Source organism: Viridibacillus arenosi (assembly GCF_001955655.1).
Taxonomy (GTDB): domain Bacteria; phylum Bacillota; class Bacilli; order Bacillales_A; family Planococcaceae; genus Viridibacillus; species Viridibacillus arenosi.
The window spans coordinates 85,502-109,604 of sequence record NZ_MSPW01000006.1 but is presented as its reverse complement, the minus strand read 5'-3'; the positions used below and the strand labels follow the sequence as shown (position 1 = coordinate 109,604).

21 protein-coding genes are annotated in these 24,103 nt (G+C 35.8%); 3 read left to right on the top strand and 18 right to left on the bottom strand.

The genetic code is table 11. The annotated features are described in order from the left end of the window. Window positions 1–16: 16 nt before the first annotated feature. From hprK to BK137_RS12665, 3 genes are all read right to left on the bottom strand, one after another. A complete protein-coding gene (hprK, locus tag BK137_RS12675; protein ID WP_038188904.1) occupies window positions 17–943 on the bottom strand; it encodes an HPr(Ser) kinase/phosphatase in 927 nt (308 codons plus the stop codon). A gap of 281 nt (window positions 944–1,224) precedes the next feature. Continuing rightward, window positions 1,225–1,563: a cytochrome c551 gene (gene cccB, locus BK137_RS12670; RefSeq protein WP_038188907.1), complete on the bottom strand. Its 339-nt coding sequence runs from the start codon at window positions 1,561–1,563 to the stop codon at window positions 1,225–1,227. Between the two features lie 251 nt (window positions 1,564–1,814). Then, window positions 1,815–3,047, bottom strand: a complete 1,233-nt coding sequence (locus BK137_RS12665; RefSeq protein ID WP_038188910.1) for an EAL and HDOD domain-containing protein — start codon at window positions 3,045–3,047, stop codon at window positions 1,815–1,817. A gap of 269 nt (window positions 3,048–3,316) precedes the next feature. Between BK137_RS12665 and BK137_RS12660 the strand changes: the two genes are divergently transcribed. Next, window positions 3,317–4,093, top strand: a complete 777-nt coding sequence (locus tag BK137_RS12660) for an enoyl-CoA hydratase-related protein (protein ID WP_038188914.1) — start codon at window positions 3,317–3,319, stop codon at window positions 4,091–4,093. Window positions 4,094–4,131: 38 nt separating this feature from the next. Here BK137_RS12660 and BK137_RS12655 read toward each other — a convergent pair whose 3' ends face one another. From BK137_RS12655 to BK137_RS12645, 3 genes are all read right to left on the bottom strand, one after another. Next, the gene (locus BK137_RS12655; RefSeq protein WP_038188916.1) at window positions 4,132–4,599 is read right to left on the bottom strand and encodes an S-ribosylhomocysteine lyase; all 468 of its coding nucleotides are present in this window, start codon (window positions 4,597–4,599) and stop codon (window positions 4,132–4,134) included. A gap of 157 nt (window positions 4,600–4,756) precedes the next feature. After that, window positions 4,757–5,398 (bottom strand): DedA family protein, encoded by a 642-nt coding sequence (locus BK137_RS12650; protein WP_370588356.1) that lies wholly within the window; start codon window positions 5,396–5,398, stop codon window positions 4,757–4,759. A gap of 281 nt (window positions 5,399–5,679) precedes the next feature. Next, window positions 5,680–7,656 carry a S9 family peptidase gene (locus BK137_RS12645; protein WP_038188921.1) on the bottom strand — a complete coding sequence of 659 codons (1,977 nt, stop codon included), beginning with the start codon at window positions 7,654–7,656 and terminating at the stop codon, window positions 5,680–5,682. A gap of 211 nt (window positions 7,657–7,867) precedes the next feature. Here BK137_RS12645 and BK137_RS12640 point away from each other — a divergent pair, with 211 nt between their 5' ends. After that, window positions 7,868–9,223: an amino acid permease gene (locus BK137_RS12640; protein ID WP_038188924.1), complete on the top strand. Its 1,356-nt coding sequence runs from the start codon at window positions 7,868–7,870 to the stop codon at window positions 9,221–9,223. Window positions 9,224–9,257: 34 nt separating this feature from the next. Here the strand turns inward: BK137_RS12640 and BK137_RS12635 are convergent, their stop codons facing one another. The 6 genes from BK137_RS12635 to lplA form a co-directional block, all read right to left on the bottom strand. Further along, window positions 9,258–10,811, bottom strand: coding sequence for a fatty acid--CoA ligase family protein (locus BK137_RS12635; RefSeq protein WP_038188926.1), 1,554 nt, complete (start codon window positions 10,809–10,811; stop codon window positions 9,258–9,260). Between the two features lie 201 nt (window positions 10,812–11,012). After that, window positions 11,013–12,944, bottom strand: coding sequence for an ABC transporter permease (locus BK137_RS12630; protein ID WP_038188929.1), 1,932 nt, complete (start codon window positions 12,942–12,944; stop codon window positions 11,013–11,015). Continuing rightward, window positions 12,916–13,689 (bottom strand): ABC transporter ATP-binding protein, encoded by a 774-nt coding sequence (locus BK137_RS12625; protein WP_038188932.1) that lies wholly within the window; start codon window positions 13,687–13,689, stop codon window positions 12,916–12,918. The genes BK137_RS12630 and BK137_RS12625 overlap by 29 nt, the downstream gene beginning before the upstream one ends. Before the next feature lie 205 nt (window positions 13,690–13,894). Continuing rightward, window positions 13,895–14,884: a sensor histidine kinase gene (locus BK137_RS12620; RefSeq protein WP_038188936.1), complete on the bottom strand. Its 990-nt coding sequence runs from the start codon at window positions 14,882–14,884 to the stop codon at window positions 13,895–13,897. A gap of 2 nt (window positions 14,885–14,886) precedes the next feature. Further along, window positions 14,887–15,591 (bottom strand): response regulator transcription factor, encoded by a 705-nt coding sequence (locus BK137_RS12615; RefSeq protein ID WP_038188939.1) that lies wholly within the window; start codon window positions 15,589–15,591, stop codon window positions 14,887–14,889. 55 nt (window positions 15,592–15,646) lie between these two features. Beyond that, window positions 15,647–16,639, bottom strand: a complete 993-nt coding sequence (gene lplA / locus BK137_RS12610; RefSeq protein WP_038188941.1) for a lipoate--protein ligase — start codon at window positions 16,637–16,639, stop codon at window positions 15,647–15,649. 139 nt (window positions 16,640–16,778) lie between these two features. On the opposite strand from lplA, the gene yhfH reads away from it, so the two are divergent. Beyond that, window positions 16,779–16,904, top strand: coding sequence for a protein YhfH (gene yhfH / locus BK137_RS12605; RefSeq protein WP_076034471.1), 126 nt, complete (start codon window positions 16,779–16,781; stop codon window positions 16,902–16,904). 205 nt (window positions 16,905–17,109) lie between these two features. Here the strand turns inward: yhfH and BK137_RS12600 are convergent, their stop codons facing one another. From BK137_RS12600 to BK137_RS12575, 6 genes are all read right to left on the bottom strand, one after another. Then, window positions 17,110–19,584, bottom strand: a complete 2,475-nt coding sequence (locus BK137_RS12600; RefSeq protein ID WP_051448807.1) for a YhgE/Pip domain-containing protein — start codon at window positions 19,582–19,584, stop codon at window positions 17,110–17,112. Window positions 19,585–19,653: 69 nt separating this feature from the next. Continuing rightward, entirely contained in the window at window positions 19,654–20,223 is a 570-nt protein-coding gene (locus BK137_RS12595; protein ID WP_038188944.1) for a TetR/AcrR family transcriptional regulator, read from the bottom strand. A 126-nt stretch (window positions 20,224–20,349) separates the two neighbouring features. Continuing rightward, window positions 20,350–20,862, bottom strand: a complete 513-nt coding sequence (locus BK137_RS12590; protein ID WP_038188947.1) for a FixH family protein — start codon at window positions 20,860–20,862, stop codon at window positions 20,350–20,352. Window positions 20,863–20,864: 2 nt separating this feature from the next. After that, a complete protein-coding gene (locus BK137_RS12585) occupies window positions 20,865–22,256 on the bottom strand; it encodes a sensor histidine kinase (RefSeq protein ID WP_038188950.1) in 1,392 nt (463 codons plus the stop codon). Next, a complete protein-coding gene (locus BK137_RS12580; RefSeq protein WP_038188953.1) occupies window positions 22,253–22,936 on the bottom strand; it encodes a response regulator transcription factor in 684 nt (227 codons plus the stop codon). The genes BK137_RS12585 and BK137_RS12580 overlap by 4 nt, the downstream gene beginning before the upstream one ends. Continuing rightward, window positions 22,933–23,892: a YncE family protein gene (locus tag BK137_RS12575; protein WP_051448808.1), complete on the bottom strand. Its 960-nt coding sequence runs from the start codon at window positions 23,890–23,892 to the stop codon at window positions 22,933–22,935. Before BK137_RS12575 ends, BK137_RS12580 begins: the two co-directional genes overlap by 4 nt. Between the last annotated feature and the right edge of the window lie 211 nt (window positions 23,893–24,103).

Genomic DNA, 24,103 nt, shown 5'->3' with positions numbered 1-24,103 from the left:
ACGAAGTTCGCCTACATCAATTTTCTTTAGACTCAATCACACTATCAAGCCTTTTAGAAAACTCTTCTGCTGCGTTAACACCAAGTTTTTTCAATCGATAATTCATTGCTGCTACTTCGATGATAACAGATAAATTTCGTCCTGGTTTAACTGGGATTGTTAACTTCGTCAATTCCGTATCAATAATTTTCATCGTCTCTTCTTCTAAACCTAAACGATCATAGGTTTTATCAGAATCCCATACTTCTAAATCAATAACAAGTGAAATGCGTTTATGACTTCTAACTGCACTAGCTCCAAATAAGGTCATAATATCAATAATACCTATACCACGAATTTCAAGTAAATGTTGTATTAATGCAGGTGCATTCCCTATTAATGTATTTTCTCCTTCTTGACGAATTTCCACACAGTCATCCGCAACAAGACGGTGTCCTTTTTTCACAAGCTCAAGCGCAGTCTCACTTTTACCTACACCGCTTTTCCCTGTAATCAAAACTCCAATACCATATATATCAGCCAAGACACCATGAACAGCAGTCGTAGGAGCCAATTGACTTTCAAGATAATTCGTTAACATACTAGAGAAACGAGTTGTTGCCATTTTTGTTGATAATACAGGTACATGGTGCTCATTAGAAGCAACAAATAACGCTTCAGGTACTTCCATGTCATGCGAAATAATAATAGCAGGTGTATCTTGTGAACAAAGTTTGTTCATTCGATCAAACTGCACATCCCTTGGCAACATATCAAAAAATGACAGCTCAGTTTTTCCTAATAGCTGAACACGTTGAGCTGGATAATGCGTAAAATAGCCTGCCATCTCAAGGCCTGGTCTAGAAATATCACTTGTTAATATATGTCGACCAATTCCCTCATGACCACTGATAAGCTTCAAGTCAAACATCTTAATAACATCTTTCGTACATACTTGATCCAAAACTAACACTTCCTCCCATAAAACTACCCTTCAATATAACAACACTTGGAATATATTTTAACATAAATTTAATTGCTGAGTGCGTTCGTCAAGCTACGGCAAGTACTGAAGTAATCGAAGAAAATGCTCGTTTACCCATGAAGTTAAAAATTACTTCTCTTACCTCAACTAAATTTTATAAAAAAAGCAATCCATATGCTCCATGGGTTGCTCTTATTCTTTCTGTATTATCCACAAAAAAACCAGCTTTCCTCTAAAGAAAGCTAGTTTTGATATAGATATTATTTTTGTTTAGATAACCATTGAGCTACTGCATCAGCATCGTCACCTGTTATGAGTCCCCCAGGCATTCCATTTTTACCGTTATTAATTACATCTAAAATTTCTTTTTTGGAAAGCGTAGCACCAATTTTTGAAATGTTAGGGAAATTACCTTGTCCTTCAAGATTTTCACCGTGACAAGAAATACATTTTGATTGGATAATTTGTTGTGCATCAACGGCTGCTGTTTCCGAACCATTTTTTTCATTTGTAGTTTCTTCTTTTGCTTTATCGTTACCACCACATGCACCAAGTACAAGGGCCGAACCGAATAGCATAGCAAGTAGAGTTTTTTTCATTTGAAGACCTCCTCATTCATTGTATTGCTTACAGATTAATTATACCGAATAAAAACGTTTTTAAAACCTTACACAAACAGGTATACCCGTTAAAAAGCTCTGTAAACACATAGACAGCAATGCTTTCGTCTAGTTGTTTCATCTTTGTGAATTTCACTATTTCAGCATTCCCCAAAATAAAAAGCTTATTCAACTGTTTTAATCTTCATTTTACTGTTGCATCTTTTCTTAACACACTTGTCTCGTTCACATTAAAGAATATTATCTGACCATTTATTTGCTTCTTGGTATATAGCATATAAATCTTTTCCTCTAATCCCTATTTCAACCGCTAATTCTGCAACTTTATCCCAATTTAGCTTATCCAAGGCAATAGCCATTTGTAAATATGGTGCCATCTCTGTTTCACCTTCTAAAATGGTTTCAATAATATTATCTGATAAAGGAAGTTGCAATAAAATACTGTTCATAGATCTCTGCAAAATTGCGTCAATTAATGAAAACATTCCAACTAAGAAATATTCGGAATAATTCTCTTTATGTTTAAAACGGGCTAACATTTCGCAAATTTTCGCTCTACATAATGACGCCTTCATCAGCTCATCATACATATCTGCCTCGGCATCCTTCTGCGATTCACGATACGCTAAAATATATATCCATTTACGTAAATCCGCTAAGCCTAATAATAAAATAGCTTGTTTAATTGAACGAATTTTGGATTTTCTACGTTTAGATGATGAGTTGATTAATTTTAACAACTTGAATGACATCGCGACGTCATGCTCAATTTGCTTAGTAATATCATCTATATCCGGATCTTTCCCACGTAATAAAGAAATCACACGATAATATTGTAATACATTGGTTGGAATATCATTACCTCGGATAATTTGAGGTTGTTTGAAGAAATAACCTTGAAAAAGTTGATATCCATTATCTTTTGCTATCTGACATTGTGAAAGTGTCTCTACCTTTTCAGCTAATAAAATGATTTTGGGGAAATCATTTCTAATGCGCTTCTCTATCTCTTTTCTCTCCTCTTCTGAAGTAAGAAGAAAGTCTACTTTTATGTAATCGGTATATGTAAATAATTCATTATATAATGTCACATCTTTTTGCAATTCAAAATCATCAAGAGCAATTTTATAGCCTTGACTTTTTAATTGCTTGATTTTCTTGACCAGTTTCTCTGTAATGGGAACATCTTCCAAAATTTCTATTACTACTTGATCTGGTTGTAAATGATCAAATATGTTACTCATTAAAAGGTTTTCAGTAAAGTTTATAAAGCATGGTTTGCCATTTGTAAGCTCATCAAAACCAATTGAAAATAATGAATTGATCAGTACTTCGACAGTTGCCTTATCCGAATCAATAGCTGGAAACTCGTTCATGACAGCCCCGTTTCGATATAATAATTCATATGCGAAAACTTGCTTTTGCTTATTAAATATAGGTTGACGACCAATAAATACTTCCATATGGTTTCTCCTTTAAAATCTATTTCCATTTCATTATATCAGCAATTTTACTTAAAGTATTTAGTTCAACACATTACTTTCATCCTTTAATTTTACCTTTAATTCCAAAAAGATACGTATTTTATAATGAAATTATTCGTTTTATTGGAAATATAAATAAAATAAGTAAAGGTTAATAGCTGGAAATGATAATTCAAAGATGACGAAAAATCATAGACATGCTATCGTTTATTTGGGAGTAATTTTTTCACTATAAGGGGGAATTTCTATTGGATACACTTATTTATAAACAACAGGAGCATTTGGCATTTGTAACATTGAATAGACCACTGGCTATGAATGCGTTCAATTATGATTTACTAGCTGAATTAGGACAAGTTGTTGAATCTATTCGTATTAATCCCGATATTCGTGTAGTCATTTTTACAGGCGCAGGTGATAAAGCTTTTAGTGTAGGTGCTGACTTAAAAGAACGAAAAACATTAACTGAGCAACGTGTAAAACGTAATCTCTATAAGATAGGTGAGGTTTTTTCAGCTATTGAAAATTTACCACAACCGACTATTGCAATGATTAATGGCTATGCTTTCGGTGGGGGTACCGAATTAGCATTAGCATGTGACTTCCGTTTTGCCGCAGATGATATTTCACTCGGCCTAACAGAAACGAGCCTTGGTATAATTCCAGGGGCTGGTGGAACTCAACGACTTCCTAGACTCATAGGAGAAGCAAAAGCACTAGAACTGATTTTAACTGCAAAAAGATTACAGGCTAAAGAAGCTCTAGCATACGGTCTTCTGACTAAAGTCGAAAAGCGTGAGGAACTTCTTGCAAAAACAATCGCCTTCGCAGAGTTAATGCTAGCTAACGGTCCAATTGCATTACAACAAGCAAAATTTGCTATCAAGCATGGGATGAATACCGACTTACAAACAGGTCTTCATATTGAGCGAAAAGCATATGAAATTACCATTCCTACTGAAGATCGTATTGAAGCACTCAATGCATTCTCTGAAAAACGAAAACCCAATTTTACAGGAAAATAATAATAAAGAGGCTGCTAGTATACGCAGCCTCTTTCTGTTTATTCTTCTATGAAAATTTGTGTCCACTCATCACGTTTCGCTAGCATTTCTTTTGCAAGCTCCTTCGCACCTTCTAAACTATGACTCGCAGCCCAACCGCATTGTACTTCGTTGCATGCTGGTACTTCTGTTGCTGCCAAGACATCATTAAAAGTTTTATCTAAAATATCTAGTACCTCATCAAAGTTATTATGATTAATCATTGATAAATAAAAGCCCGTTTGGCATCCCATTGGACTAAGATCGACAACATGGTCCGTATGATTACGAATGTTCTCAGCCATTAAATGCTCTATTGAATGCAACGCAGGCATTTCCATATGCTCTTTGTTTGGTTGTTTAAATCGAATATCATATTTATAAACTTCATCACCATTTACACCTTTTTTAAGCCCCGCTAATCGAACAAATGGTGCGACGACTTTTGTATGGTCTAAATTAAAGCTTTCAACATTCATTTTCTCCATGATATCAAACTCCTTTAACTATTAGTCTTCTAGATAAATCAATATTACCATCTTCCAAATACTTTTTCATTAAAAATTCCAACAATTCTTACTATTTTAATTGGTTTTCATAAAAAAACACTTTAGCCAATTAACTAAAGTGTTCTACTACTATTATTTATTTCTTTACTCTGGATTTCAATAAACCAATGATTGCTGGTAAAACTGAAACAAAAATAATAATTAATATTACTTTTGAGAAGTTGTCTTTAACTATTGGGATATTACCAAAGAAGTAACCTGCTAATGTACAAATACCTACCCATAAGAATGCACCTATAATGTTATACATTAAAAATTGACGATAATGCATTCGGCTAGCACCGGCTACAAATGGGATGAACGTTCGAATAAATGGCATGAAACGAGCGAAGATAATCGTTTTCCCACCATGCTTATTAAAGAAATCCTGTGCTTTTTGCATACGGTCTTGATTAATAATACGTCCTAAAAAGCTCTTAGGTGAAATAGCCGTTCCAACTTTTTGTCCAATCTCATAGTTTACCGAATCTCCAAATACAGCTGCTACGAAAAAAACTAAAAGAAGAATCGGTAAATTAAATGCTCCAAGTGCAGCAAATGCTCCGCTGGCAAATAGTAATGAATCACCTGGTAAGAACGGGAATATTACAACACCCGTTTCTACAAAAACAATGGAAAAGATAATACCATATGACCAAACACCAAATTGTTGAATTATTTCAACGAGATGTTGATCAATATGCATTATAAAGCTAAATAAGTTCTGTATAAGTTCAATCATTCAATTCACTCACAATCTTTTTTTCTCACTTGTTTATCATACTGTTTTCTCACTATACTGTCACGGATTTATAAATATGTATGCTTTTAATAAACGTTGTGAAATATAAAAAGTTCCGCAAATCGTGCGGAACTTTTATATTTATTATGCACTCGTTATGAAGTTATTTGTTTACTTTAAGTAATGTACTCATAACAACTTAGTTTATAGAAATTACTACCCTTATTCTTACTTTGTAGACTTGTCATCAAATCAAATATAACCCTAAAACGTTAATATTATAAATATTTCTCGAACCAGCCTGTAATTTGCTCAAGTCTTTCTATACGTAGATTCGGTAATCCTGCTCGAGATAAGTTATGATCTGCGTCTGGGAATCTCACAAACTGGGTTTCCTTCCCCATAGACTTTAACGTAATATACAGTTGTTCTGCTTGTTCTATTGGACAACGGAAATCCTTTTCACTATGCAAGATTAATAATGGCGTCTCCACATTTTCTGCATATTTAAGCGGTGAATGTTGCCATAGCTTTTCTACATCTTTCATATCTGTACCGATTTGCCAATCACTGAAATAGTAACCAATATCTGATACACCATAGAAGCTAATCCAGTTCGAGATTGAGCGCTGTGTAACAGCTGCCTTAAAGCGATTTGTATGACCTACAATCCAGTTTGTCATAAAACCACCGTAGCTACCACCAGTAACTCCAAGTCGATCTGTATCAATCCAATCCTGATCCGCAATAACCGCATCTAATCCAGCCATAATGTCTGCATAATCTCCACCACCATAGTCACCACGTACGGCATCTACAAATTCTTGGCTATAACCGTGGCTTCCTCTTGGATTTACATAAAGGACGCCATAACCTTGCGCTGCAAGCAACTGCAACTCATGGAAAAATGTATTAGCATACATCGCATGCGGTCCACCGTGAATTTCAACGATTAGTGGATATTTATTACCTTCTACATACTGAGCCGGCTTCATCAACCAACCGTATACATCAAATCCATCTGAACTTTTATAAGAAATTGCTTCAGGTTGAACAAGTTCAACCTCGTTCACAAAAGCATCATTGAAATGAGTCATTTGCTGTCTTTCACCTGTAGTCACATCATATTTAAAAAGTTCACCTGGCATTATAGGATTGCTAATCGCTAACAGCGCGAACGAACCATCACGCTCAACATCGTAGCCATAAACATGTTCATTTTCAGGACTTGCTGGATAAATCGCACCATCCAATGTTGCATAATATACTCGAATATCTCCCATAGTAGAGACTTGGAAATAAAGGTCATTCGCTTTCGTCCACACAACAGTTGGTGCAGTAGCTCCTTGCTGATGATCCGCAACAGCAAGATCTCCAATTGGCGCATCAAAACCTTCAGTTAAGTTTCTATAATACTGCTCTTCTGTATCGTAAATATAAATTGCACCATGTGTCGCGTTTTTGTATGAATGATTACCACCATAAAATGCTATGTACCGATCATCATATGAAAAATATGCATCTCCATAAGAACCTTCTTCATTTAGAATGGTCGTCTCTTCCTTTGTTTCAATATCAACTAATAGCAGGTGCCGACTGAAATCAAAATCTTTATTTTCTGCACGATTCACTGATAAAACTAACTTTTTACCATCATGGGATACTGCTTCAATGCTGTAATTATGATTGCCTTCAGTAAACAATTCAATATCAGCAGATGCTACTTCAATTTTACCAATATGATTATAACTATCTTGAGGTAGTAACCCTATACTATCAGCTTTATATTTCATACCTTCTACTACATAAGCAGTTGGCTTTTTCTTTTCTTCTTTTTCAGCTACATCTGAGAAGTTTTTACCTTCCTTAAGTCGGCCACTAAACCAAATACTCTGACCGCACGGTGACCATTTGAATTGTGAAACACCATTTTCTAATGTTGTAAGCTGACGCGCCTCTCCACCATGTTTAGAAATAATGTAAATTTGATTTTTTTCATTGCGATTCGATAAAAATGCAACATTTCGCCCATCCGCTGACCAAGTGGGCGATGAAATACGATCTTCCCCATACGACCACTGCGTTACTGCTCCACTTTTAATATCTAAATGAAATAAATGCGCTATATATTTGTTTTTTTCTTCATCAATACTTGTACGAACAAAAACTGCCTCTTCACCACTTGGAGATAATTGTGGATTTGTGATAGAGTGCAAGACATATAAATCCTCTGCTTTCAATAAACGCTTTGACATAAAAAAACTCCCCTTTCATTTATATGAAAACCTCTTTAATTTTCAATATATTTGCATTAATCAAACATATATATGTATTGTAACCATAAATTACTTATAAAGACAAAGAGTTTACATATTTTTTCTTATTACCATGGCGTCTGGATTTTTATTCATTAAATTTTATGATAATATAGGGGAGTTATCATTAGCATCGAAGGAGTCTTACATTATGAACAAGAAACCAGAGCTCCAACGTGGGTTGGAGCAACGACACATTACGTTGATGTCGCTCGGTGCCGCCATAGGAGTCGGTCTATTTTTAGGTTCTGCAGGAGCAATAAAATTAGCTGGACCAGCTATTTTAATTGCTTATGCACTTGGTGGCGCTGTTATTTTCATTATTATGCGTTCGCTTGGCGAAATGGCCGTAAACAATCCAGTTGCCGGTTCATTTAGTCGCTATGCTAGAGATTATTTAGGTCCTCTAGCTGGATTTATAACAGGCTGGAACTATTGGTTCTTGTGGATTGTTACTTGTATGGCAGAAATTACAGCAGTTGGCGTGTATATGCAACTTTGGTTCCCAGATTCTCCAAAATGGTTATGGGCTTTAGCAGCGTTAATTGTCATGGTTATGGTAAATTTAATTGCTGTAAAAGCTTATGGTGAATTTGAATTTTGGTTTGCACTCATTAAAATCCTTGCCATTATTTCAATGATTGTACTTGGATTAGGTGTTATTTTATTTGGTATTGGCAATGGTGGTATTGCTGTTGGCTTTAGTAATTTATGGAGCCATGGTGGATTTTTCCCGAATGGTATACAAGGTGTTTTCATGTCCTTACCAATAGTAATGTTCGCTTATCTAGGTATCGAAATGATCGGGATTACGGCTGGTGAAGCTAAAAACCCTGAAAAAGTTATTCCTAAAGCAATCGATACTGTTCTTTGGCGTATTTTATTATTCTACGTAGGTGCATTACTTGTAATCATGTCGATTTATCCATGGAACGAAGTAGGCTCTACAGGTAGTCCGTTCGTTTTAATGTTTGATAAAATTGGTTTACGTTATGCTGCAGGGATTATTAACTTTGTTGTTTTAACAGCCGCATTATCTAGCTGTAATGGTGGTATTTTCAGTACTGGCCGTATGCTATTTAACTTGGCTGAACAAAAACAAGCACCAAAATTATTTGCGAAAATTAGTAAAGGTGGCGTACCGGCTACAGCCATTATGGCATCTGCATTCGTATTATTAATCGGTGTGGCGCTGAACTATTTTGTCGCTGAAAAAGTATTCGTATGGGTGACTAGTATATCTACTTTCGGAGCCATCTGGACATGGGCAATTATTTTAATTACTCAATTAAAATTCCGGAAATCATTATCAAAAGCACAAGTATCTAAACTAAAATATAAAGCATTTATGTATCCAGTCGGACCATATTTAGCTCTTGCCTTTTTATCACTCGTCATGATTTTAATGGCTTACTTCCCAGATACTCGAATCGCACTTATTGTCGGTCCGATATGGATTTTATTTGTCTATATTATGTATCAGGTAATTTATAAAAATAAAAAGTAAAGAAAGGAGATGCCTTATAGGCATCTCCTTTTTATTATTTATTTAGAGCATGTTCCTTCAAAGAACGACGCAAAATTTTCCCCGTCGTATTTTTAGGTAGCTCTTCAATAATTTCAATTTGCTTTGGTATTTTATATTTCACTAGCTTTTCTTGACAATATTCATAGATATCTTCAGTAGTTAGATTCGGGTCTTTCAACACCACATACGCAAAGACTTCTTCACCAAAATTGAGATCCGGTAAACCTATTACTGCAGCTTCCACGATACCTGGGTGTGCATATAGTACTTCTTCCACCTCACGCGGATAGACATTATAGCCACCGACTATGATCATATCTTTCTTTCGATCAACAATATAGAAGTAACCTTCCTCGTCCATTTTCGCAAGGTCTCCTGTATATAACCAACCATCACGAATAGTTACTGCTGTTTCTTCTGGCATTTTATAATAGCCTTTCATCACATTAGGACCTTTGACAACAAGTTCGCCTACTTCACCAACAGGTAATTCCTCTCCTAATTGGTTGAATACTTTGTTTTCTACATTGACGATGTTGGTACCAATTGAACCAGGCTTTCTCTCACGATCTAGTGGGTTAAAACTTGTTACTGGTGATGCCTCAGATAAGCCATAGCCTTCGGAAATATTCACGTTAAACTTGTCTTCAAAGTTATGTAGCAATGCTACCGGTAAAGAAGAACCTCCAGATATAGCTAAACGAATTGATGAGAAATCTTCTGGATTACCGTTTGGGAATTGATATAAGAAATTGTACATTGTTGGTACTCCCGCAAAAACAGTAGCCTTATGCTCTCTTGCAATTTCGAATACATCTTTTGGACTGAACCTAGGTACAATCAATAATGTTGCCGCATTTAATAGTGGTGCATTCACTACTACCGTAAGGGCAAACACATGAAAGACCGGTAAAGCCGTAATCACACGATCTTCAGGAGAAATAGTCAAATACTCCGCTACATCACGCGCATTTGAAAAAAGGTTTTTATGTGTTAACATAGCACCCTTGGGTTGTCCTGTCGTTCCCGAAGTATACAAAATAATAGCTGTATCTTCTGGATTTAATTCTGTAGGTTCAAAATCTGCTGAAGATGAAGCAAGCAACATTGAAAATGATCTTACTTTTTCTTTTACAGGGCTTTCTAACTCTGTCAACTTAGCTGCTGTTTCAGGAGCAGTTTCACATACAATGAATGCTTCTACATTCGGAAATGCAGTTACGCCTACTTTAACTAATGGCAATAAAGAATCTAATGCAATAACTACTTTTGCATCTCCATTACGTACAATATACGTAATCTCATCTGGTGTGTAAATTGGATTAATCGGAATTACAGTTGCCCCTACGCGCATTGTTGCATATAAAGAAATTAAAAAATGAGGTGCATTGCCAAGTAAAAACGCAACATGATCCCCATTTCCTACCCCTAATCCCTTTAAAGCTGAAGCAAAGCGTGCAACTGATTCTTCAAATTCACCATAATTCGTATCTTTCCCCATAAAATGATACGCAATCTTTTCTGGTTGCTCTTTTGATGTTTTATGAACTGCCGAAACTAAATTCATATACTCATCTCCCCTTTGTTAGAATAGAATGAATAGTCATTCATTTCTGTCTTCATTATATAAAAATTTACAAAATAAAACAACAAACAGCTAATTTTAGCGAAAAGTAGTATTTAGAATTTTCACCACCAAAAAAGCCTATCAATCACCAGAGGTAATTGATAGACTTGCGTAGTTCTATAACATTAGAGGTAATTAGCATTAGCGAATATGGGATAAATAACGCCAGCGAATTAAATAGAAATATAAAAATTGAACACAAGTGATAGCTATTAAAACGATTAATATTTCCCTCAATATTGAAAGCTCTGCAATACCTATCCAAAATGCCTGTAATGACATAAATGCAAATGTACTGTGCAACATTGCTAGACCCCAAGGTAAAAAGAACTGTGGTATCAACTGTCTATTCACAATTTTCCGTAGTTCTCTTTCCGTAATCCCCATTCTCCTGAGTGCATTAAATTGCTGCTTATCTCGCTCTAAACCCGTATATAACTTAAAGTAAATAAAACTACCAGATGCTAAGAAAAACACAGAAGCTGCCAATAAGCCAATAAACAATAACAATGCAAAAGTCGAACGAATGAATGAATAATCTAAGCCGGAATTCTCAAAGTAAAATGGTAATTCTCCTTGATGATTATTCAGGTAAGCATCTGTCACCATCGCATCTAACTCTACTCCAATGTTCTTAGTAGCTGTCCACTGTGGTACATGAAATACATACAAGTGATTTGTGGACTGTTCGGCATTTGCTCCAACCATTGCTTCATCAATTAAATTGAAATCATCATCATTTATCACAATGACATTCGTTCCAAGCTCAGTAGGGGAAAAAAGAACACGTGGATAAACTGAATTGATGTAGAGTGGAATACTATTTTCTTGTAAAACTGTCCTGACCTTTTTGTTCTTTAATTCTTCCAGAGACTTCTCAGAGTAAGCTAAAAAGATGGCCTCCCCTTGATCCAAATTGACAACAGGATAACCAAATACAAGTGCCAGTCGATTAATATCTGATTGTCGAATAATTTTTACCGGTTGTTGAGTATTAGAAGATGTTTGACGTTTAACAGTAAACTTATTTAAATGATAAGAAAGTCCTTTAGCTTCTAATTCTTTCGTCAAACCATTAATATGTGCTTCTTCATAAGGGTTGTCTATTTTACTGGAATAGACGAGGCCTAATGGATTTAGCCGATGAAACTGATGAGTAAATGTCGACATAGAGATTAGAGTACCCATAGCTAAAAAAGCCAAGGTGGAAACCATGCAAGAGATAAAAAACATACGCGCATTTTCTCGCATAATAACAGACACTTCCGAAACAGTTATTAAACGATACTTATGCCAATACATTTTCTTTCGAGCACGTACAAAAGACATAAGCCACTGCAGTGTATCCGTGAAAAACAAATACGTCCCCAAACTTGCTAAAGGTGGTAATATTGCTGATAAAACCATTAACCGTTCTTGTGTCGTTAATGAAGCTAACACATAAGAAAGAATTAATATCAACACACCTAAAATAGCTCGCCATTTTGAATAAGAAGCTGTCTGTTCATTACCCCAGTAACCTTTTAGTAAATCGATAACATCACGATCTCGTATGAACATCACACTAACAAACGTAATGATTACAAATAAACTTGTAAACGTTCCAATTGTTAATGCAAATGGCTCCCAAGAAAAATACAAAGGAAGGCTATCAATTTGTAATATTTCACGAACAATCATAAAAAAGAATTTCGCAAAGGCATAACCAAATACAATCCCTAGAATAATGGAAGTTACTCCAATAATTATCGTCTCAAGTAATACCAACTTATTTAGCTGACGTTTTTCCATTCCTAGATGCATGAGTAAACCAAATTCCTTGGAACGTGCCTGAAGAAATGCACGCATCGAGTAGAATAAAAAGAACATCATAAATAGCACTAAAATGACTTCAGCGATAAACATTCCTTGGAACGCAATTTCCCGTAGAAACTCATCCTCTACCTTCGGATGAAACATAAGCATCGAGTAAATAAAAAACACCATAACTGACGATACGCTCGACATAAAAAACGCTGCATAAACTCGATAATTTCTTATAACATTACGGTAGGCGAACTGTCGAAAAGTCACCGACATGACCTCCCAATAGACTGAGCACATTCAAAATTCCTTGGAAAAATGTCTGACGATGATCATCTTTATAGATTTCATTGAAATACTCACCATCTTTGATAAATAACACACGATCACAATAACTTGCTGCAATTGGATCATGCGTCACCATTACGATTGTCGTACCCTCTTTTTTATTTATTCTGCCTAACAGCTCTAACACATCTCTTGAAGAATTGGAATCTAAATTTCCAGTTGGTTCATCTGCTAAAATTAGAGATGGTTTATGAATAAGAGCTCGTCCAATTGCCGTCTTTTGGGCTTGTCCACCAGAAATTTCGTTTGGACGTTTCTCTAAAATAGACTGAATGCCTAACTGCTTGGATACATTCTGCACCCGCTCTTCCATTAGCTCAACATCCATATTATCCAAAGTCAAAGGTAATACCATATTCTCCTCAACCGTTAGCATCTGTAATAAGTTGAAATCTTGAAACACGAAGCCAAGTTGACGACGTCGAAAATAAGCCAGTTCGTTTTTTTTCAACTCATGAGGCTTAATGCCATCTACGGTGATTTCACCTGACGTAGGTGTATCTATCGTTGAGACAACATTTAACAACGTCGTTTTGCCGCTGCCTGAAGGACCCATGACAGCCAAAAATTCGCCTTTCTCTACTTCAAAACTCAGCTGATTAAGCGCTCGATGCGTAACTTTTCCTTCATAAACTTTTGTAACTTCATCAATTTTCAAGATAGACACAAATCCACCTCACCTTCTATGAAATGTGGCCGGCTCCCTTCCGTAACCAAAGTTCGTGTCGTCCTGACACAACGGTTACGTGATCCACACCCTTTGGCGCGCGCCAAGCGTGGAAGGCTCGAATACAAGACGCTATATCAGTCTTATGCCGAGGACTCGAGCAACTGGCGTCCGAAGCCGAACCCTTTGAAATACTGAAAACGCCCTACGAACGGTTAAACAAAACCTTCATCTTCGTCCCTTTCCCAACCTCAGATTCGATTAATAACTGGTGTCCCAATTTATCACAAACCTCTTGGGCTAAATACAAACCCATTCCTGTTGATTCACCTGTTTTACGTCCATTCTCACCTGTAAAAAATGCACGTGTTACACGCTTCAAATCTGATGAAGGTATACCTATTCCTTCATCTCTAATTGTCAGTTCAATATGGTTTTCTACAACTTCCGTGGATAAATATATTTTTTTACCCTCTTCAAACGTATATTTAACTGCATTTGTAATAAATTGACCAATAATAAATTTCATCCATTTTGAATCAGTTGGAACCATAAGTTTTTCATCTATCGCAATATCAGGATAAACACGATGCGCAATAAATAACCGTTTATGCTCATTAACTGCCTCAATCACCATTTGACGAAGTTCAACCTGTTCGATTTTCATATCCTCTTCAAACGTATCGATTCTCGCATTCATCAATACTGTTTCAAGACTACGTTTCATACGATCAACTTCTTCTTGCACACTCTTCTTATCTAATTCACCATCTTCTTGCAATAGTAATTCTAATACAGCAAGAGGTGTTTTCATTTGATGTACCCATTGATTCATGAATTGTAAATGTCGATTTTGTTTTGCATATAAAGCCTGTACTTCTAGTTGATATATTTTATAAAGTGTATGGATGAAAATCTCTGTTTGCAAATGCTCTGGTGTTTTTGCATTTTTTTGTAATGCATCTTCCATTGCTCTAGGCTTAACAGATATCTTTTTATAGAAAGATTGACGCATAATATAACGAGTCGCTAAATATGTGAACGTTAATATTAATGTAATCACAATGGAATACACTGCTGTATCTACATTTCGGAAGCCGTCTAGCCAATATAACACTAAAATAAATAACACTAATAGCACTTCAAAAAAGACTAATGTAATATTATCCTTCAGAAATAATCTGACATTCGGCATTATTAAGACTCCTCTGAGTGTAATACAAACCTATATCCCGCGCCTCTAACTGTTTCAATCGTCGACTGAACTTCATAATCTGACAACTTCTTTCGTACACGTGTCATGTTCACATTTAACGTATTCTCATCTACAAATGCTTGATCGTCCCACAGCTCTTCTAGTAACTGCTCTCGAGAAACAACTTTAGGAGCTTGTCCCATCAACAATTCTAGAATTACACATTCTTTTTTTTGTAATGGAATTTGAGCTTGTTTTGTATGCAATTCCATACGTTCTAAAAATAGATGCAGCTGACCTTGTTTTACAGTTCTCTCTTCTTGCTTAGTAGCATATTCTCCATATGACCGACGTAAATGACTCTTTATTTTTGCTAGCACGATTTCGTAATGGAACGGTTTCGTAATGAAATCATCTCCACCATTTTCAAGTGCAAAAATTTGGTCCATTTCGCCTGAACGAGCTGATATAAAAATAATTGGACAAGTCGTCAACTGTCTAAGCTGACGACACCAATAATATCCATCATAAGAAGGTAAATTAATATCAAGCAAAACAAGATGAGGATCGAACGCCGTAAACTCTTCAAGGATGCTATCAAAAGATTCTACAGTTTTTACTTCATAATGATATTTGCGCAAAGTATCAGCAAGTAACGAAGCAATTTTCAAATCATCCTCTACGATTAATATACGATGAGTATTCATTCCACTCTCCCCTTCATCTTGACCGCAATTTCAAACATTATGCTGTCAAATTTAATTAATAAATTAATTGTATAAATTGTTCTTTCGTAACACCACCAAAGTATGTTGGTACATCGATAGCATTTAGTGCTTCCTCAATAACATTGCGTTCATAATTTTTCCCTACTAATGCTTGTTCTACATCTGCCATATCACCAACGCCAAAGAAATCGCCGAAAATATGCACTTCCTCCATAACGCCTTTTTTCACTTCTAAACGCACATCAATACTTCCTGAAGGGAAACGTTGAGAGCGTTGTAGGTTGAATTTTGGAGATTGACCGTAGTTCCAATCCCATTGTTGGTAACGTTCTTCAGATAATTTGTAGATATTAGCCCAGTCTTCATCAGTTAGCTCATAATATTGTATGTTCTCTTCGCCACCGAAAATTGATTTTAAGATTTCCAGGCGGAATTCTTCAACTGTCATTGGTTCATTCATAAATTCTGTAATATTCGCTACACGTGATCGAATCGATTTGATTCCTTTTGATTCGATTTTCTCTTTTTTCACTTTTAAAGCTGAAACAACTGCATCAATTTCTGTATCAAACAATAATGTCCCATGGCTGAACATACGACCTTTTGTTGAGAATTGAGCGTTACCTGATATTTTACGACCTTCAGCCATAATATCATTACGACCTGACAATTCCGAGTTAATACCCATTTTTTGTAATGCATCCACTACTGGCTGAGTGAATTTTTTAAAGTTTTGGAAGCTATCTCCGTCATCTTTTGTTAAGAAACTGAAGTTTAAATTTCCTAAATCATGATACACGGCACCACCACCAGATAATCGACGTACAACGATAATGCCATTGTCTTCAACATAATCAGTATTTATCTCTTCTACTGTATTTTGATTTCGACCAATAATAATTGAGGGTTGATTGATATAGAACAGTAAAAAAGAATCTTTCTCTACATCCATCGTTTTTAACGCATACTCCTCAATGGCTAAGTTAATGCGTGGATCTGTAATACCTTTATTATCTATAAAAAACATTCATTTCACTCCTCTTTCGTGTCTCAACAATTATTTTAACTTAAAATTAGGTTTTTGTATTGACATAAATGTCTCTGTTATAATACAATACATAATAACAAAACAGTAATATAACAGATTACTTAGGAGGCGAAACACAATGTTAGAAAATGTCGTTGAATTTTTCAAAAATTTACCCGCAAAACAATGCACTGTATGCGGTGAGAAAATAGAAGAACAAAGCGAGTGCTATTCAAACACTTGTGAACATTGCAATTCTCTTTAATCGTTAATTATTGATCAACCGAATTCCCCATTCGATTGATAGCTCACATTCATCACTAATTGAACCTTAGAGATGAACCTATATTAAATCGCTTACTTTTGAAAAGCGAAGAGAGCCTGAACCACTCTCTTCGTTTTTTCTTTTTACATAAAATACTTCACAAAAAAAGGTTAAAGAGCATATTGCTCTTTAACCTTTTTCAATATTATTCAGTTACTGCATCAGTATTTGAATGACGTTTTTTAAATATTAATGCAAAGTATCCAAAAGTAATGGCTAAGCAAACAACCATGAAACCTACTAGAATACCTCCATTTGTCCAGAAGAAGCTCATATCTCCAGTAGAAATCGCAGCTTTAAATCCTTGGACAGAGTATGTCATTGGTAATAATGTATTGAAAATGTGCAATGGTTTCGGCACTAATTCTAATGGGAATGTACCTGCACTAGTTGTCAATTGTAGGATCAAGATTAGGATAGCTACAAAACGACCTGGATCTGAGAAAATTGATACTAACATTTGAGTTAATGATAGGAATGTATAACTTGTAACTATCGCCATTAAAATGAACGCACCCATATTAACCGGTTCAAGTTTTAGACCCCAAACGACTATCGCAACAGCAGCCAATGATTGAATTAATCCAACAACTGCCAAAACAGCTACTTTACTAGTAAACCATGAAACACCGTTAATCGGTTTTATCGCTGGTTCAACTAATGGGAAGACGATTGTGATTAATAGCGCACCTACAAATAGACCAAGTGCTAAGAAGTATGGCGCGAAACCTGTACCGTAGTTAGGTACTGCGTTAATTTCTTGTTTCTCAACCGCTACTGGTTCACCGACCATGTCATAAGTTTTTTGCGTTGCACTTACTTCAGCAGCTTGTTCATTCGCTTCTTTTAATTTTCCTTGTAATGTGTTAGAACCATCTTTTAGTTCAGATGTTCCGTCTTTTAATTGACTTGAGCCATCTTGTAGTTTATCTAAGCCTGTTATAAGTGATGTAGTACCACCGCTTAATGTGACTAAACCTGTTGATAGTTTACTAGAACCATCTTGTAATTGACCCATACCACTTGTTAATGATTGTGTACCATTTGCAAGTTGTGATGAACCATCAGCTAATTGTGATGAACCTGATTGTAATTTATTGAAACCACCAGTTAGATCAGTTAAGCCAACTTGTAATTGGCCTGCTCCAGCATCTAGTTTTTTAGCGCCAGCAATTGATGTACTCCAATTAGAAGCCAATTGATTAGTGCCTGCTGCTAATTGTTTTGTACCAGGAGCTAATTCTCCACTAACTGTTTTATTCATTTTATCTAAACCAGCTGCAACTGTTGCTGCACCTTGTTTTAATTCTACTGCCTTATCAGACGTAGGTATTTTCATAGTAGAAACTTGATTATTTAGTTGTGCTGTTCCCTCACTTAACGCAGCAGCATTTTCACTGACTTTAGTAGCAGTTGCATTGATCTTTCCTGCTGATTGAAGTAAAGCACTTTTTTGTTCTTCAGAAATATTCATAGCCTTAATTTGATTAACTAGCTCTTTTGTATCCGCTGCTAAAACTTGTGATCCTGCATTTAAACCAGCAGCTCCATCTTTTGTATCCTTAACGCCCTGTTGCAAGGCTGGCACTTTTTCAGTCATAGTACCTAGACTATCTACAAGTTGCGTAACTCCTGCAGAAACATTTTGTGCACCTGGTGCTAATTGACCTAATCCTGCACTTAACGTACCGACACCTGTATTTACTTTTTGTGCACCGTCGTTTAGTGCATTAATATTTGCTGTATTTCCTTCTAAACCTTGCACTAAAGTTTCGGTACCTTTTTTCAATTCTGTTGAACCAGATTGTAATTGGCTTGAACCGTCTTTAGCAGATAGAATACCTGCATTCAAATCTGCAGATCCTTTTGCTAAAGATAAAGCACCTTGGTTTAAAGTACCTGCACCATCTGCTGCTGAATCAATACCATTTTTTAAATCTGTCGATCCTTTTGCTGCTGTTTTAGCACCATCATTTAATTGAGTAGCACCATCTGCTGCACTTCCAATACCGTCTTTTAATTGACTAGCACCATCTTTTAATTTGTTAGAGCCCTTTTCAAGTTTTACAGCACCATCTGCTGCTTCACCGAAACCGTCTCCTAATTTTGCAATATTATTAAATAGCGTTTCAGCATAAGTAGCAGAAACTTTTTTATTTACTTCAGCACGCACAAGCTCCATTGCTGTATTACCGATTTGTCCACCTAAGAAGTTGTATCCTTCATTTGGTCGATAAATGATTTTCATTTGTTCAGGATTATCTTCTAATAAAGTACCAGCATTTTCTGAGAAGTTTTCAGGAATTTCAATTAAAATATAATAATCGCGATTCTTTAATCCTTCCTCTCCTTTTGCCTTAGATACTTCAACAAATTTAAATTCTTTACTATCTCGTAAATTATCGACTAACTCATTACCTAATTGCTGTTCTTCTCCTTCTATTTCAGCGCCTTCGTCATTGTTGACAAGAGCAACTGGTAAATCCTGTAAATGTGCGTATGGATCCCAGAAAGCCCATAGGAACATACCTGCATAAAGTACAGGAACGAAAAGAACTGCGATAATAGCAATCAGCATTTTTTTCGTGCGGAGAATTTTCGCAAACTCTGCCTTAATCATTCTTCATTCCTCCTACAAAACTGTGTGACCGAATCTCTCAATCAGTCATTTTTATTCAAAAAAAGAGTCTCACGGTAAGAGACCTCGAAAAATGGTATCTCGAAACAGTGAAGCTATTTTCTCTTCTGACAGTTCAAAATCATGCGTTTCTCCCCAGTCAGCAACAAAACCAAAATAAGCTTTTAATAATAAGTATGCAACTAGATCTGGTTCACATTCCCGAATTTCACCTTTGCTAATGGCTGTTTTAATTTTGTCACCAACAAAGTTAACAATTTCTTGTTCAATTCGAATGAGCACATGTTTCACTGCAGGTGTTCTAAGTTCCTTTTCTTCTTCTATCAATTTTGCATACAGAAGATGTACTTCTCGAAACTCTAATACTTTCATCAACACCGCGTGTGCATTTTGCTGGAATGGTTGTTCTGCTGAGATTGCTTCGTCTGCTGCCGTTTTCATCTCTTGAATCATTTTCACGACAATCTCTTGAAAAAGGATTTCTTTATTACTAAAAAAAGTATAAATTGTTCCTTTCCCTACGTTCGCGATTTTCGCTACTTGATCCATTGTTGTAGCTTTATACCCAAAAAGAGAAAATGACTTCGAAGCCGCTTCAAGTATTTCTTGTCTGCGGTCCAATTTGTTTCTCACCAACTTTCATTTTGAATAAAAATGACCAGAAAACTAATTTAGTCATCTGGTCATTTATTCTACACGCAACAATTGAAAGTTGCAAGTGTTTTCCATACAAAATAACGAGCTATTTTATTTTGATGAATCATTAGACGATTCTTCATCTTCTTCATCATTCTTATTCATGTGATCCATACCTTTCGATCCGTCATTTGATTCTTCTTTCACTTTACTCATATCTGGATTACCCACAATTATTTTTTGTTTCGGCATAACATGTAGACCTCTTGCATTTGTGTGAGCATGCATGTAGTAAACTCCATCATGTTCAAAAGTGATAGTCGCTTTGTAATTACCTTTTTCATCCAGTTTACCTTCGATCATTTGCCCATCTTCACGCATACCTGATTCCCATACTTCAAATTTCACGTCATCTGCATCGTTCACATCTTCTCCACCTTGTGTTACATGTGCAGCTAATTCAATCTCTTTATTTGCCTCCACTTTTTCTGGTGTTAAAATATCAACTTTTACTTCGACAGTTGTTCCTTCATTATTTGACACATGGTCTTCTTTCTTTTCATCATTATTACATCCTGCAAGTAAACCTATAATTACTAATAAACTCATCATCCATTTCTTCATTATTAAAACTCCTCTACCATTGGTATTTGTATTGTAATTGTTGTTCCTTTTCCAAACTCACTATCAATTTGCCAAGTACCTTCATGCAATTTAACAAGCTGATCAACTATTGAAAGACCTAATCCACTTCCGCCATCACTACGGCTTCTCGCTTTATTTACTCTATAAAACCTCTCTGTTACATGAGGTAGATCCTCCGCCGGAATCCCGATGCCATGATCTTCTATTTCAATGTTTACAAAACGTCCATTTGTTTCTGCAGTTATTTCTATTGATGTCTTCTCATTAGAATAACGTAATGCATTTTCAATTAAGTTTATGAAAATTTGCTTTAATTTCTCCTCATCTGCATTAACTATAATATCCTCACTAACATCAATATTCACTTTTATGTCCTTTTTAAGCGCTTGTTGCTCTGTTAATAACACTACCTCACGAATTGTTTCTGCGAGTGGTAACGGAAATAATGCAATCGGTTCAGATAAGTTAGTTGCTCGTGATAATTGTAACAATTCATTTGTCAGCTTTTCCATACGATTAGCTTCTCGGACGATTAAGGAAATCGTTTCATGCTGTTCTTGTTCTGGAATTACCCCTTCTTGTATAGCTTCTCCGTATCCCTTCACATAACTAATAGGAGTTCGTAATTCATGTGACACGGTAGCTAAAAAACTCTTTTGCTTCTCATCATTTTGTTGAATAGCGGTCGCCATTTTGTTAAAGGTTTTTGATAACTGGCCAATTTCGTCTTTTGATGTAACTTGGACTCTCATTTCATAATTTCCTTCAGCCATTTTCTCTGCAGCATTTTGCAACGCATTAAGAGGTTTCATAATATGACCTATTCCCTTATAAATACCAAAACCTACAATTATTAAAAATACTGCTGCACTACCTAATAAAAAAGTAACTTCTTTAGATGCCAATTCCGATATTTTCGCTAACGGGAAATATATATAAATAATACCTTCTAAACGGTTTTGATCTGTCAGCGGAATAATAACAGAAATAATTTGCCGATCAAAGCGCTCCTCATATCCCATCTTGGTGACAGTTTGTTCTTGTAAAAGTTTCTGCCGCTCCTCTGCACCAATCAATGTTTTGTAATCAATATCAAATGGTACACAAGCACTTAGTTCACGTGGATTCTTAACAGCAAATACAGAGACATCTGAGTAATTATTATAATTATCAATTTGCGCGATCAAATCTTCGGTTACTTTACCGCCTTCATAAATCGTTGCCAATTTCTCCCCAACTTCAATCATCGACTGTTCCGCATCTTTAACATACAATCGTTCATATAAAAAATGGGTTAGTATGTACATAAAAAGAACGGTTAGTGTTAAGAAAATTAAAATCATTGCCCAAATTCGTGAGGACAGTTTTTTCATATCCTTACCTCAAAGCGATAGCCTAGCCCCCATACGGTGTGAATAAATTGACCAGCTTCTTTTCCTAATTTTAATCGAAGTGTTTTAATATGCGTATCTACCGTTCTGGTTCCCCCTGCATAATCTAGACCCCATAATTTCTCTAATAATTGTTCACGTGTGTAAACCGTATTTTCATTTGTCATAAACAAATGTAATAAGTCAAATTCTTTTAACGTTAGGGGAATTACACTTCCTGCTACAAATACTTTTCTAGATACCTCATCCAAATCAATTGTCCCTTTACATAAATGCTTTACTTGCACCTCCACTGGAGCATTTCCGGTGCGACGCAACACGGCTATTATTCGAGCCACAAGTTCTGTTGATGTAAATGGCTTTACAATGTAATCATCTGCACCAAGCGTTAAACCTTTTACCTTGTCCTCATTTGCATCCTTTGCAGTTAGGAAAATGATTGGTACATTCGAAGTTTTACGAATTTCTTCGCATACTTGAAAGCCATTTATACCTGGCATCATAACATCGAGCAATACTATATCGACTTTCGCTTGAGCGAGGGTTGTTATAGCAACGTAGCCATTTTCAGCTTGTAGTGTTTGAAATCCTGACTTTTTTAACATCATATGGATTAAATTCCTCATATCTTGTTCATCATCTACAATTAGAATGGATGTCATTCGCTCATCTCCCTTACAATCAATTGAAATGGTCCTTTATCAACTTTCACTTTTTTTGTAACATCATTATTTTTCATAAAGTATAATGTTTGATCATCGTACCCTGCTACTACGACATATTGCTCAAAAAGTTGCACTGCAAATGGATTAGCGCCAATTTCTTGTGCACTCAATACACGACCTTCATCATTTACTTCATATAATTGACTTTGCCCATGACTGACAACATATATTCGGTCATTGTCAATCGCAAAACTAATTGGCATCATTGGTAGTGAAAGTTCACGATCCTTCTGCCCCTTATTTATATCAAAAATATCGACAGTCGTATTCGGTTTCATACCCGCTCCGTGTCCACCAAGCCATAGTTCTTTTCTTTTTTCTAAAATAATCATCCCGTGAGAGGATTTTGGAATTTGCCACTTATCTTTCACTTTAAGAGACTCTGCATCAAGGACAGAAAGTTTTGTATCTTTATAATTAACTACATATAAATTTTGTCCGTGGGTAACCATCGACATCGGATAATTACCTACCTTCTGCTCAGCGATTTGCTCGCCTTTATTAGTATAAGCCGTAACGCGATTCGTTTTGCCATTTGATATGTAGAGAATTTTCTTATTTGGTGCATAGATGGCATTCGTTACTCCAGCACCAGTTGCAATGGAATACGCCACTTCACCGGTACTTAAATTATAAACGTCCGCACTCTCTAGCTGGTTACCATAAAGCAGTAAATATTGCTGACCAATCAAAGTGGCACCTGTGTATGCTTTCTCTAATTGCCAAGTAGCAAAAACCTTTAAATCTTTATTTACAAAAGTGACTGAAGGCTGCTGTATATTGACTGCTGCGATAAAGGAAGTATCTGCTGGAATTGCTGGGTACGCATCCTTTCCACATCCAAAAAGGAGTAATAAGAAAAATAATATGATGACCGTAACACGCTTTCTCAACTCCATCACCCCTTCCCTTTTCATCATACTGTATAAATGTGAAATAATAATGAAAGAAAGGGAAGTAAATTGTGAACAATTAGAAATGTGGAATAGAATCGTCTAAAGAAATATAACCTAAGTTCACTACACGATAAATTGAACTCAAGGGGCTTGAGCTTGAGACTGGACACTCTGAAATGACAAAAGCGCTCTTCTAAGGGAACATAAC

What these genes read in the sequence shown, in the direction of transcription:
- cccB (WP_038188907.1), bottom strand. Translation starts at nt 1,563, where the DNA reads ATGAAAAAAACTCTACTTGCTATGCTATTCGGTTCGGCCCTTGTACTT.
- BK137_RS12665 (WP_038188910.1), bottom strand. Translation starts at nt 3,047, where the DNA reads ATGGAAGTATTTATTGGTCGTCAACCTATATTTAATAAGCAAAAGCAA.
- BK137_RS12655 (WP_038188916.1), bottom strand. Translation starts at nt 4,599, where the DNA reads ATGGAGAAAATGAATGTTGAAAGCTTTAATTTAGACCATACAAAAGTC.
- BK137_RS12645 (WP_038188921.1), bottom strand. Translation starts at nt 7,656, where the DNA reads ATGTCAAAGCGTTTATTGAAAGCAGAGGATTTATATGTCTTGCACTCT.
- BK137_RS12640 (WP_038188924.1), top strand. Translation starts at nt 7,868, where the DNA reads ATGAACAAGAAACCAGAGCTCCAACGTGGGTTGGAGCAACGACACATT.
- BK137_RS12635 (WP_038188926.1), bottom strand. Translation starts at nt 10,811, where the DNA reads ATGAATTTAGTTTCGGCAGTTCATAAAACATCAAAAGAGCAACCAGAA.
- BK137_RS12620 (WP_038188936.1), bottom strand. Translation starts at nt 14,884, where the DNA reads ATGCCGAATGTCAGATTATTTCTGAAGGATAATATTACATTAGTCTTT.
- BK137_RS12615 (WP_038188939.1), bottom strand. Translation starts at nt 15,591, where the DNA reads ATGAATACTCATCGTATATTAATCGTAGAGGATGATTTGAAAATTGCT.
- lplA (WP_038188941.1), bottom strand. Translation starts at nt 16,639, where the DNA reads ATGTTTTTTATAGATAATAAAGGTATTACAGATCCACGCATTAACTTA.
- yhfH (WP_076034471.1), top strand. Translation starts at nt 16,779, where the DNA reads ATGTTAGAAAATGTCGTTGAATTTTTCAAAAATTTACCCGCAAAACAA.
- BK137_RS12600 (WP_051448807.1), bottom strand. Translation starts at nt 19,584, where the DNA reads ATGATTAAGGCAGAGTTTGCGAAAATTCTCCGCACGAAAAAAATGCTG.
- BK137_RS12590 (WP_038188947.1), bottom strand. Translation starts at nt 20,862, where the DNA reads ATGAAGAAATGGATGATGAGTTTATTAGTAATTATAGGTTTACTTGCA.
- BK137_RS12585 (WP_038188950.1), bottom strand. Translation starts at nt 22,256, where the DNA reads ATGAAAAAACTGTCCTCACGAATTTGGGCAATGATTTTAATTTTCTTA.
- BK137_RS12580 (WP_038188953.1), bottom strand. Translation starts at nt 22,936, where the DNA reads ATGACATCCATTCTAATTGTAGATGATGAACAAGATATGAGGAATTTA.